Here is a 13,527-nt window from a genome sequence, read left to right as displayed (position 1 = left end):
GTCAACGTCCCCCGTCCAGCACCGCGTTGATCGTCGCGCGGCCGACGGACGCGGACAGCTTGCCGCCGGTCGCGGCGACGTCGCGGCTCTCCACGACGACGGCCACGGCGACCACCGGGTTGTCCGCGGGGGCGAACGCGACGTACCAGGCGAACGGCGGGGCGTTGTCCGAGTCGACCCCGGTCTCGGCGGTGCCGGTCTTGGAAGCGATGACGACGCCGTCGCGCTTGCCGTCGCCCTGGGTCTTGGCCTCGGACTGGATCATCATGTCGCGCAGCTGGTTCGCGGTGTCGCGGCTCATCGCGTCGCCGAGGCTGTCCTCGTCGAAGTTGGAGATCTGCGACAGCTCGGGGGCCAGCACGGACTTGACCAGCTGCGGCTTCATCCGCTCGCCGCCGTTGGCGATGGCCGCGACGATCTGCGCGTTCTGCAGCGGGGTGAGCCGGACGTTGAGCTGGCCGATCCCGCTCTGGTAGAGCGCGTTCTTGTCGTTGATCGTCATGCACTCGCCGCGCGGGCCGATGCAGGACTGGGTGACCGGCATCGGCACGGTCAGGTCTTCCTCGCCGATGCCGAACTTCTCCGCCTGCTCGCGCAGCTTGGCGCCGCCGAGATCGTGCGCGAGCTGGGCGAACGCGGTGTTGCACGACAGCGCCATCGCGGTCTCCATGGTGACCGTGGTCTGGCTGCCCGCGCAGAAGCCGCGGTTGTAGTTGCGCAGCGACGAGCCGCCCACCGCGATCTTGTCGGTTGCGGTGACCTGGTCGTCCTTGGTCTTGCCGTCCTCAAGGGCGGCAGCGGCGACGACCAGCTTGAACGTCGAGCCGGGCGCGTAGGTCTCCGAGATCGCCCGGTTCAGCATCGGCTTGCGCTTGTCCTGGTTGTAGGCCTTCCACGCCTGCTCTTGGGCGTCCGGGGTGTGCGCGGAGAGCGGGTTCGGGTCGTAGGACGGCGTGCTGACCATGGCCAGGATCTCGCCGGTCTTCGGGTTCAGCGCGACGACGGAACCGGCGAAGCCCTTCTCCTCCATCGCCCGGTACGCCGCGGCCTGGGCGGCCGGGTTCACGGTGAGCTCGATGCTGCCGCCGCGCGGGTCGCGGCCGGTGATCAGGTCGGACAGGCGGCGCACGAACAGCCGGTCGTCGGAGCCGTTGAGGATCTCGTCCTCGGCGTTCTCCAGCCCGCCCGCGCCGTAGCGCTGCGAGTAGAACCCGGTGACCGGCGCGTACATCGGGCCGTCCTTGTAGACGCGCAGGTAGCGCAGCCGGTCGTTGGTCGGCGTCACGGTGGCGATCACCTGCATCTGGCCGTCCGCGGCCCGGGTGAGGATCTTGCCCCGCTCGCGGGAGTACTCCTCCAGCAGGACCCGCAGGTTGCGCGAGTCCGTGCGGTAGTCGTCGGCCTTGATGATCTGGATGTAGGTGGCGTTGGCCAGCAGCAGGATGATCATGCCGAGCATGGCGAGGCCGACGCGGCGCAGCGGGGTGTTCATGTCGGCCGCTCCACCAGGACGGTGTGCGCCTCGGCGATCGGCGCCTGCGGGACCGGGCGCGGCCGCGCCCCGGTCTGCGGCCTGCGGGCCGCGTCGGAGATGCGCAGCAGCAGGGCGATCAGCACGTAGTTCGCCAGCAGCGAGGAACCCCCGTAGGACAGGAACGGCGCGGTGAGGCCGGTCATCGGGATCAGCTTGGTCACCCCGCCGACGACCACGAACACCTGCATGATCAGCAGGAACGACAGGCCGCCGCCGAGCAGCTTGCCGAATGTGTCGCGCACGGCCAGCGCGCTGCGCATCCCGCGCAGCGCCAGCACGGTGTAGACCATCAGCAGCGCGGCGAGGCCGATGAAGCCGAGTTCCTCGCCGATCGCCGCGGCGATGAAGTCGGTGTTGGCCAGCGGCACCAGGTCGGGGCGGCCCGCGCCGAGGCCGGTGCCGCCGACGCCGCCGGTGCCGAGGCCGAACAGCGCCTGCGCGATCTGGTAGCCGCCGCCCGGGTCGCCGTAGGTCTCCAGCGGGTCGATCCAGTTCGCCACGCGCTGCTGCACGTGGGTGAACAGCTGGTAGGCCACGATCGCGCCGCCGACGAACAGGCTGAGCCCGACGATGACCCAGATGACCCGCTCGGTGGCGACGTAGAGCATCACCAGGATCGTGCCGAAGAACAGCAGCGACGTGCCCAGGTCCTTCTGGAAGACCAACACGCCCAGCGAGACCGCCCAGGCGAACAGGATCGGCCCGAGGTCGCGGGCGCGCGGCAGGTCGACGCCCAGCACCCGGCGGCCCGCTGCCATGAACAGGTCGCGCTTGGACACCAGGAACGCCGAGAAGAAGATCAGGAGCAGGATCTTGGCGAACTCACCCGGTTGCAGGCTGAACGGCCCGAACTTCAGCCAGATCTTCGCGCCGTTGACCGTGGGGGCGAGGATGTTCGGCAGGAACGCGGGCAGCGCCAGCAGGACCAGACCGACCAGGCCGAAGGTGTAGCTGTACTTCGTCAGCGTCCGGTGGTCCTTGATCAGGATCAGCACGACGAGGAACAGCACCAGCGCGACCGTCGTCCACAGGATCTGCCGGGGCACGTCGTTGCTGATCTCGTTGCCCTTGCGCAGCGCCTTCTCGGCCTCGGCCAGGTCGATCCGGTAGATCATGACCAGGCCCAGCCCGTTGAGCAGCGCCACGCACGGCAGGATCAGCGGGTCGGCGTACGGGGCGAACCGGCGCACCGCGACGTGCGCCACCGCGAACAGCCCGAGGAACGCCAGCCCGTACCAGAAGATCCGGAACGTGAGCTGCTGCTCCTGGTTCGCCTCGACCAGCATGAGCGCGCCGGAGACGACGACCGCGGCGAAGCCGAGGAGAAGGAGTTCGGTGCCGCGGCGTGTGGGCGGCGCGCCGTCGGGGCCTGCGCTGCTCTGCCCGGCCGCCGGACCAACCGCGCCCTGGACCGGAGATGCCATCAGCCGCCGCCCTTGTCCTCGTCGCGCGGGTTGCGGCAGTTCACGCCCGGCTGGGGCTGCGCCTGCGGCACGGTCGAGGTCGCCGAGCCCGTGCCGGGCACGCTGGTTGTCGGCGCGGTGGTCGTCACAGTGGTCGTGCCGGGGTTGACGGTCGTGCCGGGGTCGGTGGTCGTGGTGGGGCCCGCGGTCGTGCTGGTCACCGGCTGCGCGGGCGGCGTGCCGGGCTGCTGCTCGGTGGGCGGTTCGGTGGTCTTGGGAACGAAGCTCGCGCAGTCGGGCAGGCCGAACTTGCTGCGCAACTCGCGCACGAACTCGCGGGCCGCGACGATGTTGTCGAAGGTGTTGCTGCCCGAGCGCACCTCGTCCTGCCCGAACTGCTCCAGGTCCTGGACGTAGAACCGGTCGCAGGTGGCCGCGGCCGCCGGGTCGCACGAGCCCTGCAGCTGGCTGTTGAGCGACAGGCCGAGCACGCTGCCGCGCACACCCTGGAAGATCGCGATCTCGCCGTCTTGGCCCTCGCCGACGAAATACTGGTTGTTCACCCAGATCTTGGCCGCCACCGCGCCTGCCGCGAGCAGCAGCGCGACCAGTACCAGGCCGATGACCAGCCGCACCCGCTTGCGCCGCCGCACCCTCGGGTCCGGGGGCTCCGGCGGCTGCTCCGGCTTGCGCGGCTCCGGGCGCGGCGTGGTGATCGCGCTCGCCCGCGACGCCGACGAGTCCGGCGGCGGCGTCTCGTCCGAGCCGTTGCCCGCCGCGCCACCCACGATCGGGTGGTTGTCGCCGTAGTCGATGTCGACCACGTCGGCGACGATCACCGTCACGTTGTCCGGGCCGCCGCCCCGCAGGGCCAGCTCGATCATCCGGTCCGCGCACGCCTGCGGGTCCGGGATCTGGATGGCCTCGCTCAGCGTCTCGTGGCTGACCGGGCCCGACAGGCCGTCCGAGCACAGCAGGTAGCGGTCGCCCGCCCGCGCCTCGCGCACCGTCAGGCTCGGCTCCACCTCATGCCCGGTGAGCGCCTTGAGCAGCAGCGACCGCTGCGGGTGCGTCGCGGCCTCGTCCTCGGTGATCCGGCCCTCGTCGATCAGCGACTGCACGAACGTGTCGTCGTGCGTGATCTGCGTGAACTGGCCGTTGCGCCGCAGGTAAACCCGCGAGTCGCCGACATGCACCAAGCCGATCCGGTTCCCCGCGAACAGGATCGCCGACAGCGTGGTGCCCATGCCGTCCAGGTCGGGGTCGCTGGCCACCAGCTCCGCGATGGCGCCGTTGCCCGCGAGCGTCGCCTCCCGAAGCTGCCCGAGCAGATCCTCCCCGGGCTCGTCGTCGTCCAGCGGCGCCAGCGCGGCGATGACGACCTTGCTGGCCACCTCGCCTGCCACATGGCCGCCCATGCCGTCGGCGAGGGAAAGCAGGCGTGGGCCCGCGTACACGGAGTCCTGGTTGTTGGAACGCACCAGGCCCCGGTCGCTTCGGGCCGCGTAACGAAGAACAAGGGTCATGAGCGCAGCTCGATCACCGTCTTGCCGATACGGATCGGGACACCAAGTGGGACCCGGAGGGGTTGCGTGACCTTAGCCCGGTCCAGGTAGGTCCCATTAGTCGAGCCCAGGTCTTCCACGTACCAGTCCGTTCCGCGCAGCGACAGCCGCGCGTGCCGCGTCGAGGCGTAGTCGTCGTCCAACACCAGCGTCGAGTCGTCCGCCCGACCCATCATGATCGGCCTGCCGTCCAGCGTGATGCGCGTCCCGGCGAGAGCGCCATGGGTCACCACCAGCTGGCGGGGGGCCTTGCCCCGCACCTTCTTGGCCGACGAGCGGCGGAAGCCGGGCATCGCCACGCGAAGCCCGGACGCGGCGTACAGGTCCGACCGGACCACCCGCAGCGCGGCAAGCACGAACAACCAGAGCAGGGCCAAAAAACCCGCTCTGGTCAGTTGCATCACCAACTCTGGCACTTGTTGTGACCGCTCCCGCTTCTCACGCTGTCCGCTCGACGCGCGTCCAACTCGACATGAGGACTGCCCGGGCGTGCGCCCCGGACAGCCCTCAAGACGTCTGGCCGACCTCGAACGTTGCCTGTCCAAGCCTGTCCAGGCCCGTCCGAGCTGTTGCCCGGCCCGACCCTCCGCTCAGCCCTGGGTGCGGAACACCAGCGACGAGTGGCCGATCCGGACGACGTCGCCGTCGGCAAGCTGCCACGTCTGCACCGGAGTGCCGTTGACGGTGGTGCCGTTCGTCGACCCCAGGTCGGCGAGGGTGGCACTCTGACCATCCCAGGTGATCTCCAGGTGCCGCCGCGACACACCGGTGTCCGGCAGCCGGAAGTCGGCGTCCTGACCGCGGCCCACCACATTCCCGCCCTGTTTGAGCGAGTAGTTGCGGTTCGAGCCGTCGTCAAGCTGCAGACTCGCCGAAAGCTGCCGAGGACCGGTCTGCACAGCGGGCGGGGCGTACCCCTGCTGGGCGTACGGGTCCTGGCCGTAGGCCTGCTGGCCGTACCCCTGGTCGTAGCCGCCCTGCTGGCCGTAGCCCTGCTGCTGGCCGTACCCCTGGTCGTAGCCCTGCTGGCCGTAGCCCTGGTCGTAGCCGCCCTGCTGGCCGTAGCCCTGCTGCTGGCCGTAACCCTGGTCGTAGCCCTGCTGGCCGTAACCCTGGTCGTAGCCGCCCTGCTGGCCGTAGCCCTGCTGGTCGTAGCCACCTTGCTGCGGCGGCTGCTGGCCGTAGCCCTGACCGTAGTTGGGATCGTTGCCGTACGCGCCCTGCTGGCCGTACCCGTACTGCTGCTGTCCGTACGGGTCGCTCTCTGGCGCCTGGCCGTAGCCGGGAGGCTGGCTCATGGATGGGTCTCCTGCGTTGCGGGGTTGTGCCTGCCGTCTGCCTGCCGGTTGGCCTGCACCCGCGACGTGAGGCTTCACGTCGGGGTCGACGGACGAGCGGGTTCGGAACTGTCCGGTGTGCAGCGCGTCGGAGCGCTCCAGGGAGACTACGACGTCACCATAGGTGTCCCATCCGTGCTCGGCGAGATGTTCCGCCACACAGTCCGCGAGCAGCGTTTTCATGCGCTCTTCGTCGCCCGCGAAGTTCTGGTGGTCGGCCGGGCCCAGTTGCACCACGTAGTGGTTGGGCGCCAACAGCCTCCCACCAGCCAACTCGCGGACGTTGTCCTCGCCTTCACGCTGCAGCGCCTGCGCCACTTCCTGGGGCACGACATTGCCACCGAACACGCGCGCGAAGGTGTTGCCCACGACGTCCTCAAGCTTGCGGTTCAACCGCTGTCCGATGCCCATGAGCCCTCCCTCCACGTGTGCTCCTGCACCGATCGTATCCGGGCGCGCCATGCAGGACACGGGTATGTGCAAACCAGGTTTTCGGCCGTGCTAGTCTTTCGCACGTCCCACTGAGGGACACCAACCACTCGGGCGAGTGGCGGAATGGCAGACGCGCACGGTTCAGGTCCGTGTGTCCGAAAGGACGTGGGGGTTCAACTCCCCCCTCGCCCACGGCCTCGGCCGACCCATGCTCGCGGAAAGCGCGAGCCGGGTCGGCCGTTGTTGTATCTGGGGGGCGACCCCCAGACCCCCACGGTGCGGTTGGTTCCTGACCCAGCGGGGCTCGCGCTTCGCGCATCGGGGTCCGTGGTTCGGGGTCCGTAGTTGGGGGTCCGTGGTGGTGGATGGGGCTTTCCTTCGTGCTGGGCCTCCCCTTCCTGGCCCGCCCGCCCTGGTCGGCCCTGCCTGCCCTGCTCGGTCTGGCTCGGGCCACTCGCCCTGCTCACCCTGCCTGCCCACCGACCCTGCCTGCCCGGCCTATCCCCGGTTCGGTCTGGCACTGCTCTGCTGGCCCTGCCCTGCCCTGCCCACCGGCCCGCTCGGCCCACCGGCCCACCGGCCCGAGCGGGCCGAGCGGGCCCGTGGGGCCCGCCGGCCCCGCGGGCCCGCCGGGCCGGCCCCACCGGCCCGCTCGGCCCGCTCGGCCCACCGGGCCCTGCCGGCCCACCGGCCCCACCGGCCCGCTCGGCCCACCGGCCCTGCCGGGCCTGCCGGGCCCGCTCGGCCCTGCCCCGCCTGCCCTGCCCTGCCGGTCCGCCCGGCATATCCCCGGTCCGGCCTTGGCCGGTCTGGCCCTGCCGCTGGCTCGCTGCGCCCTCGTCTTCCTCTCTTGCCGTCGCTTCCTCCCTTGCTCCTTGGTTGGAAGCACCTCGCTCCTTGGGGTGGTTCCTCGTTTGCTCGTTTGTCGTCCTCGTCGTTCCGCTTGTCCCGGCCCTCTGGCTTGGGCCCTGCCTGGCCTGCCCACAGGTTCTGCGTTCCTGTCTCCGTCTGCCTCTGTTGGTCGTCCCTCGCCCGTTGCTCCCTCTGTGCCTCGGTGCGTTTGTTGTTCTGTCCGCCGGTTCGTCGTTTCTCTGCCCGCTGTTGGGCTCCCGTCCCTTGCTTCCTTCGCCCTTGTGGGGGCTCGCCGTGTCCTGCCTCCTGTCGTCCTCTCCTGGCTGCTTTCCTCTCGTTCGCCTCTCCGGGGCCTGTCTGCCTCTGTCGTCTCCCGTTCGTTGTCGCTCTCCCATCCCTGCCTCTTCCGCCTCCTCCACCACCTCGCCGTTGTTCCCCTAGTTCCTCCGCCACTGCTCACCTGTCGTCCGTCCCGCCGGTTCTGCCTTTGCGTGGTCCTGCCCCGTCTCTTCCGTTCCTCTCATCCGCCGTGTCCGGCTTGCCCGCGCGTGCGCCCCGCCAGCCTGTCGGCCCGCTTGGCGGGTCTGGCTGGTGGTGGGTCTCGTTCGGTTGTTCCTCCTGGCTCTCGGTTGCGTTCGTTCCGTCCGCTGTGCGGGTGGTTCCGGCTGTGGGCGTTCGGGTGTTGGTCCGTTCGTCCCTCCTGGGGGTCCTTCCGTCGCTGGGGGTGGGTGGGGCTTCGGGCGTCTTTTCCTCCGGGACTGTCTGTCTTCTCTCCTGTCGTGCGTTCGGGGGTGGGCGGGGTGGGGTCATGGGGTGTTTGGGTTTGGGGTGGGGAAAAGGGGAGGGGATTTGGGGAAAATGACAGGGGTGGGGTTCGGGGGGCGGTGGTGCGGCCGGGTGGGGGTAGGGGGTGTGGGCCGGATGGGGGAATGGCGGGGGCGGGGAACTTGGGGGCGGGGTTGATCGTTGGGGCACTGTGGGTAGTTTTCCGGTCAACCGCCTGGCCGGGGGCTCACCCGGACGGCAGCACAGTCGGGCCGAAGTCTGAATACCGGTCGGCGACCGGTCACCGACCGCTTCGCGCCGCCGGTCGCACGGGGGGCGGTTCACCCTCTTAATCGCTGGGTCCTTCCTGGTACTCAATTGAAGTACCAATCGACACCGTGTTGACCGGCACGCAACCTGATGCGGCCGGCTCCGGTGGAAGAGAAGGGCGGAAGTTCGTGACCGGCATTCCAGGGCGCACAGCGGTAACCGAGAATCTCAAGGCACTGCCTGCGCAGCTCACTCCGCCGGTCGAGTTGCCAGCCGGGGTGGACGAGTTGGCGGCTTCCGCTGTGGGGGCGTTGAACTGGCCGGGTGTGGTGCTGCCGGAGATGACGTTGTTCGGGCGGCGGGTGTGTCTGGTCGCCGAGTTGAAGGCCGATGTGCACGCCGAGCGGATCTGCCTTGGGCAGGAGCCGGTCACGGATCGGGCCAGTGTGGCCACTTGGGCGTTCCCGGAATTGCACGGTCGGGTGCCGGAGCCCGCCGTTCGGGTGGTGGGGGCCATCGCGGTGGCGCGGCACTGGCGCACTGGGTTGGCGAACGCGGTGCCGTTCCTTCGGTTCGGTGATGCCGCGATGGTGTTGCCGACGTCCGCGGTGCTCACCCACGACTACCTCGCCAACTGCCTGCCGCGGGCCCGCGCCTACGGGGTCGCGATCGTCAGCGCCGAGCCCGACGCGCAGGTCGACCTGGACCTGCCGGGGCGGCAGGACCGGGCGTTCCCGGAGGCCGACGCGCTGTACCGGTGGGTCAGCGAGCTTGCCTACGACCAAATCCTCGAGACGGCGACGGTGCCGTCCTCGTCGTAGGGTCGTCCACATGCGACTCGTCATAGCCGGGGGACACGGCAAGATCGCGCTCCTGCTCACCAGGCTCGCCGCCGACCGCGGCGACACCGTGGTCGGGTTGGTCCGCAACCCCGACCAAGTCGAAGGCGTGCGCGCCCACGGGGGCGACGCGGTGGTCCTCGACCTGGAGAAAGCCGAGGCCGAGCAGACGGCGGCGTTCCTCGCCGGGGCCGACGCCGTGGTGTTCGCCGCGGGCGCCGGGCCGGGCAGTGGGATCGCCCGCAAGGACACCGTCGACCGGGCCGCGTCCGCGTTGGTCGCCGAAGCCGCGCGGCTGGCCGGTGTGCTGCGCTACGTCCAGATCAGCGCCATGGGCCTCGACCGCGCCGACGACCCCGGGATGGACCCGGTGTTCGCCGCTTACCTGCGCGCCAAGGCCGCAGCCGAGCAGGATCTGCGCGCCCGCGATCTCGATTGGACGATCCTGCGGCCCGGCAGGCTCACCGACGACCCGATGACCGGGCGGGTGCGGCTGGGTGAGTCCGTCGACGCCGGGTCGGTAAGCCGCGCCGACGTCGCCGCCGTCGTGCTCGCGCTCCTGGACGAGGTCGACTCGTCCGGGCTCACCCTGGAACTGGTGGCTGGCGACACCCCGGTCGTCGAAGCGGTTCAGGCCGTCGTCGCGCCGAACACCCTGTCGCAGTAGGGGTTCGCGAACCGGCCGTCCGGGTCCACTTCGGATCGGACGCGGAGGAAGTCGGCGAACCTCGGGTACCGGGCCCGTAACGCGGCCGCGTCAAGCGAATGCACCTTCCCCCAATGGGGCCTGCCGCCCACCGCGCCGACGACCGCCTCGAACAGGTCGAAGTACGCCCGGTAGGGCATACCGATGTACTGGTGAATGGCGAGGTACGCCGAGTCGCGCCCGTACGCCGTCGACAGCCAGATGTCGTCCCGCGCCGCCACCCGCACCTCGACCGGGAACATCACCGGATCGGTGAGCGCGGGCACCCGGACCCGGAGGTCCGCCAGCACCTCGCCCAGCGCCGCGCGCGGAATCGCGTACTCCGACTCGACAAAACGCACGCGCCGGTTCGTGACGAACACCTTGTGTGAGACGTCGCTGTAAGAGCGCGGCGACAGCGCTGACACTGCCAGTTTGTTCATCGGACGCGCGAGTCGCGGCGCGCGGCGGCCGATTCGGCATAGCGCGCCGAACGCGGCGTTTTCCACGACTTCGTACTCCACGAACTTCCGCAGCGGGCGCAGCGGACGCGTCGCGGTTCCGTCGGGCAGTCGGTTGTTGCGCTTGGTCAACGCCTTCCGGCCGTAGGGGAACCAGTAGAACTCGAAATGATCATTGTCCGCGCAGTGCTCGTCGAGCCGGTCGAGCACCTCGTCCAGCGGCTCCGGCCGTTCCTCGGCGGCCAGCGCGAACGACGGCTCTGTCCGCAGTGTCACCGTGCTGATCACGCCGAGCGCGCCGAGGCCGACCCGGGCCGCGGTGAACAGTTCCGGGCGCTCGGTCGCGGAGCAGCGGACGGCCGACCCGTCCGCCAGGACCAGTTCCAGGCCGCTGACCTGCGTCGCGAGGCCGCCCAGCCGCGCGCCGGTGCCGTGCGTGCCGGTGGAGATCGCGCCGGAGATCGTCTGCGCGTCGATGTCGCCCAGGTTGGCCATGGCCCGGCCGAGACCGTCGAGTTCGGCGTTGAGGGCGGCGAGGGTGGTGCCCGCGCGGACGGTCACCTCGCCGGTCTCCAGGTCGGCTGCCTCGACGCCGGTCCAGTGCGACAGGTCGAGCGCCAGGCCGTGCGCGGCGCCGACGGCGGTGAACGAGTGGCCGCTGCCCCGGGCGCGGACGGTCGTGCCGCGCTCGGCGGCCCAGGTGACCGCGGCGCTGATCTCGGCGGTGTCGCGCGGCTGCCGGACCTCGGTCGCGACCGCGGTCTCGGTGCCTGCCCAGTTGCGCCAGGCAGCGTGTGCCATCCGCACCTCCCCATTGTCCGACAAAATTAAGTGAAACAGCTTCACATTTCAAGCCTGGGTGTCGTACCGTTGTCGTCGTGTCCCCGACCGCGCCGCGCCGCCGTCTCGATGGCGCGACCAGCCACCTCGACCCGCCGCTGGCCGTGGTCGACCTCGACGCCTTCGACCGCAACGCCGCCGACCTGACGCGCCGGGCCGACGGCAAACCCATCCGGGTGGCCAGCAAGTCGGTGCGCTGCCGGTACCTGCTTGAGCGCGTCCTGCGCAAGCCAGGGTTCCAGGGCGTCATGAGCTACGCCCTCCGAGAAGCGCTGTGGCTTACCCGCACATGGGCAGGCACCGATCTCGCGGAAACCGACATCCTGGTCGCCTACCCGACCGTCGACCGTGCCGCGCTGCGCGACCTCGCCGAGGACGACCGCGCCCGCCGCGTGGTCTCGATCATCGTGGACTCCGTCGCGCACCTGGACCTGGTGGACGCCGCGCTCGGCGCGAGCCACCCCGAGATCCGCGTGTGCTTGGAACTGGATGTGTCCTGGCGTCCGCTGTTCGGCAACCGGAAAGTGCACATCGGGACACACCGCTCCCCGGTGTTCACCGCGGACCAGGCGCGTGCCTTGGCCGAGGCGGTGTTATCCCGGCCGGGGTTCCGGCTGGTCGGGGTGATGGGGTACGAAGGCCAGATCGCCGGACTGGGCGATGTGCCGGTGGGCAACCCGCTGCTCGGCGCCGCTCGGCGGTGGATGCAGCACCGCTCGGCGCGCGAACTGGTCCGCCGCCGCGGCGCGGCGGTGCGGGCCGTGACCGCGATGTGCCACCTCGAGTTCGTCAACGGCGGCGGCACCGGCAGCGTCGAGGTGACCCGCGCCGACCGCTCGGTCACCGAGATCGGCGCGGGCTCCGGCCTGATCGGCCCGACCCTGTTCGACAACTACAGCCGCTTCACCCCGGCGCCCGCCGTGCTCTACGCGGTGCCGGTAGTCCGCAAACCCGGCCCGGGGCTGGCCACCCTGTTCAGTGGCGGCTACCTGGCCTCCGGTCCCGCGAACCACGCCCGCCTGCCTCAGCTCTATCTGCCGGAGGGCTTGAAGCTGATGGCGATGGAAGGCGCGGGCGAGGTGCAGACCCCGGTCGCGGGCCCCGGCGCCGACGCCCTGCGCGTCGGCGACCGGGTGTGGATGCGGCACGCGAAGGCCGGTGAGCAGGCCGAACGGTTCACCGAGTACCACATCATCGAGGGCGATCGGCTCGCAGGCGCCACACCCACCTACCGCGGCGAGGGCCGCGGCTTCGGCTAGCGCGCGGTTTCCATCTGCCCGGACAGGTAGCCGCGCACGACCATCTTGGCCTCGCTGATCACGGTCTCTTCTGGGAAGAGCTTGCGCCGGAAAGCCAGGTTGAGGATGCCGTCGGCGATCTCGTTGGCCACCGCCACCGGCAGCCGGATCTCCTCCAGCGGGATCTGGAACCGGTCGGCCAGCAACCCGGCCATGTTCTCGGCGATCACGGTGTTGTTGTCCCGCCTGCCGTCGATGAGCCGCAGGTCGACCTCGTCGCCGAACCGGAGCCGCCGGAACCCGGGAACCTCGCGGTACATCTCGACGTAGATGTCGAAGATGACGTCGGCCCCGTCCCACCAGTGGTCGAGGTGGGCCTCGTCGAGCCTGCGGGCGATCTCGGTCATGAAGTGGTCGAGGTTGCGCTGCGTCAACGCCTGCACCACGGCCCGCTTGTCCGGAAAGAACTGGTACAGCGACCCGACGGCCACCCCGGCCCGCTCGGCGATGAGCGTGGTGGTGACCCCGTCGTAGCCGAGTTCGTCGACCAGCTCCGCGCAAGCCTCGAGCATCTTCTGCACACGCTTGGCGCTGCGCTGCTGCACGGGCTGACGGCGAAGTGGGGTAGGGCTGGCCACTGCGTCTCCTCCTGGTCGCTGACGTCCATCTTGCACGTTCAACGACCGAACAAGACTCACGAAGTGCCCCGCACCCCACTTCCGGGAACAAATCCCAAAACTACTGCCAGGTAACAAATCCAGCCCCCCGGAAACCCCGAAGAAACCTGAGGCCAAGCCCCTATCGGAAGCGAAACAACCAGAACCCAAACCCGAACCAGCACACCAGAAGGCGGGCAGCCACCGGCACGGGAAGGCGGTGGGCGACAACCGGTGCAGGAGGGGCGCGGCAGGAGGGCGACAGACACAGCGCCGAAACACACGATGCCAGCAAGCGAGGCTGACACGAGCGGCATCAGACGACGCGAGCGCGCCTGCCAGAACCACTGAGTGGTGAAGTGGTACCCGAGTGGTGAAGTGGTACCGCGGACCGGTGCCGGTCGGGGGAAGTGAAGCACATCAGCACCGGCCCGCGGAGCAACACGACCCGGCCCCAAGACCGAGCCAAACCTCCCGACCCACCCCCCAGGGCCAGGCCAAACCGACGAACCCGCCCCAAGGACCGGGCCAAACCTGCCAGCCCACCCCCAAGGACCGGGCCGAACCTGCCAACCCGACCACGGGGGCCGAGCCGAACCTACGAACCCGACCACCGGGGCCGAGCCGAACCTACGAACCCGACCACCGGG

At 70.1% G+C, this 13,527-nt stretch carries 10 protein-coding genes and 1 tRNA gene; 4 read left to right on the top strand and 7 right to left on the bottom strand.

Annotated features, from left to right (window positions below; all coding sequences use genetic code 11):
• Position 1 precedes the first annotated feature (1 nt).
• The 5 genes from BLS56_RS11255 to BLS56_RS11235 form a co-directional block, all read right to left on the bottom strand.
• Positions 2 to 1,492, bottom strand: a complete 1,491-nt coding sequence (locus BLS56_RS11255; RefSeq protein WP_091449925.1) for a penicillin-binding transpeptidase domain-containing protein — start codon at positions 1,490 to 1,492, stop codon at positions 2 to 4.
• The gene (locus BLS56_RS11250) at positions 1,489 to 2,958 is read right to left on the bottom strand and encodes an FtsW/RodA/SpoVE family cell cycle protein (protein WP_091449924.1); all 1,470 of its coding nucleotides are present in this window, start codon (positions 2,956 to 2,958) and stop codon (positions 1,489 to 1,491) included. Before BLS56_RS11250 ends, BLS56_RS11255 begins: the two co-directional genes overlap by 4 nt.
• Positions 2,958 to 4,463 (bottom strand): PP2C family protein-serine/threonine phosphatase, encoded by a 1,506-nt coding sequence (locus tag BLS56_RS11245; protein WP_091449923.1) that lies wholly within the window; start codon positions 4,461 to 4,463, stop codon positions 2,958 to 2,960. Before BLS56_RS11245 ends, BLS56_RS11250 begins: the two co-directional genes overlap by 1 nt.
• Positions 4,460 to 4,918 (bottom strand): FHA domain-containing protein FhaB/FipA, encoded by a 459-nt coding sequence (locus BLS56_RS11240; RefSeq protein ID WP_091449922.1) that lies wholly within the window; start codon positions 4,916 to 4,918, stop codon positions 4,460 to 4,462. The genes BLS56_RS11245 and BLS56_RS11240 overlap by 4 nt, the downstream gene beginning before the upstream one ends.
• Positions 4,919 to 5,092: 174 nt before the next feature.
• The gene (locus BLS56_RS11235) at positions 5,093 to 6,250 is read right to left on the bottom strand and encodes a DUF3662 and FHA domain-containing protein (RefSeq protein ID WP_091449921.1); all 1,158 of its coding nucleotides are present in this window, start codon (positions 6,248 to 6,250) and stop codon (positions 5,093 to 5,095) included.
• 130 nt (positions 6,251 to 6,380) lie between these two features.
• Here BLS56_RS11235 and BLS56_RS11230 point away from each other — a divergent pair.
• The 3 genes from BLS56_RS11230 (at position 6,381) to BLS56_RS11220 (ending at position 9,664) form a co-directional block, all read left to right on the top strand.
• Positions 6,381 to 6,463: transfer RNA gene (locus BLS56_RS11230), tRNA-Leu, on the top strand.
• A 1,883-nt stretch (positions 6,464 to 8,346) separates the two neighbouring features.
• Positions 8,347 to 8,979: a hypothetical protein gene (locus BLS56_RS11225; RefSeq protein WP_091449920.1), complete on the top strand. Its 633-nt coding sequence runs from the start codon at positions 8,347 to 8,349 to the stop codon at positions 8,977 to 8,979.
• 10 nt (positions 8,980 to 8,989) lie between these two features.
• A complete protein-coding gene (locus BLS56_RS11220) occupies positions 8,990 to 9,664 on the top strand; it encodes an NAD(P)H-binding protein (RefSeq protein WP_091449919.1) in 675 nt (224 codons plus the stop codon).
• Here the strand turns inward: BLS56_RS11220 and BLS56_RS11215 are convergent.
• Positions 9,628 to 10,944, bottom strand: coding sequence for a D-arabinono-1,4-lactone oxidase (locus BLS56_RS11215; RefSeq protein WP_091449918.1), 1,317 nt, complete (start codon positions 10,942 to 10,944; stop codon positions 9,628 to 9,630). The two genes, BLS56_RS11220 and BLS56_RS11215, sit on opposite strands and share 37 nt — an antisense overlap.
• A gap of 77 nt (positions 10,945 to 11,021) precedes the next feature.
• Between BLS56_RS11215 and BLS56_RS11210 the strand changes: the two genes are divergently transcribed.
• The gene (locus BLS56_RS11210) at positions 11,022 to 12,242 is read left to right on the top strand and encodes an amino acid deaminase/aldolase (RefSeq protein ID WP_091449917.1); all 1,221 of its coding nucleotides are present in this window, start codon (positions 11,022 to 11,024) and stop codon (positions 12,240 to 12,242) included.
• On the opposite strand, the gene BLS56_RS11205 is transcribed toward BLS56_RS11210, so the two are convergent.
• A complete protein-coding gene (locus tag BLS56_RS11205; RefSeq protein WP_228771554.1) occupies positions 12,239 to 12,859 on the bottom strand; it encodes a TetR/AcrR family transcriptional regulator in 621 nt (206 codons plus the stop codon). The genes BLS56_RS11210 and BLS56_RS11205 overlap by 4 nt on opposite strands.
• Between the last annotated feature and the right edge of the window lie 668 nt (positions 12,860 to 13,527).

The organism is Actinokineospora iranica, from assembly GCF_900101685.1.
GTDB classification, from domain to species: domain Bacteria; phylum Actinomycetota; class Actinomycetes; order Mycobacteriales; family Pseudonocardiaceae; genus Actinokineospora; species Actinokineospora iranica.
This window is presented reverse-complemented; position numbering and strand designations above follow the sequence as displayed.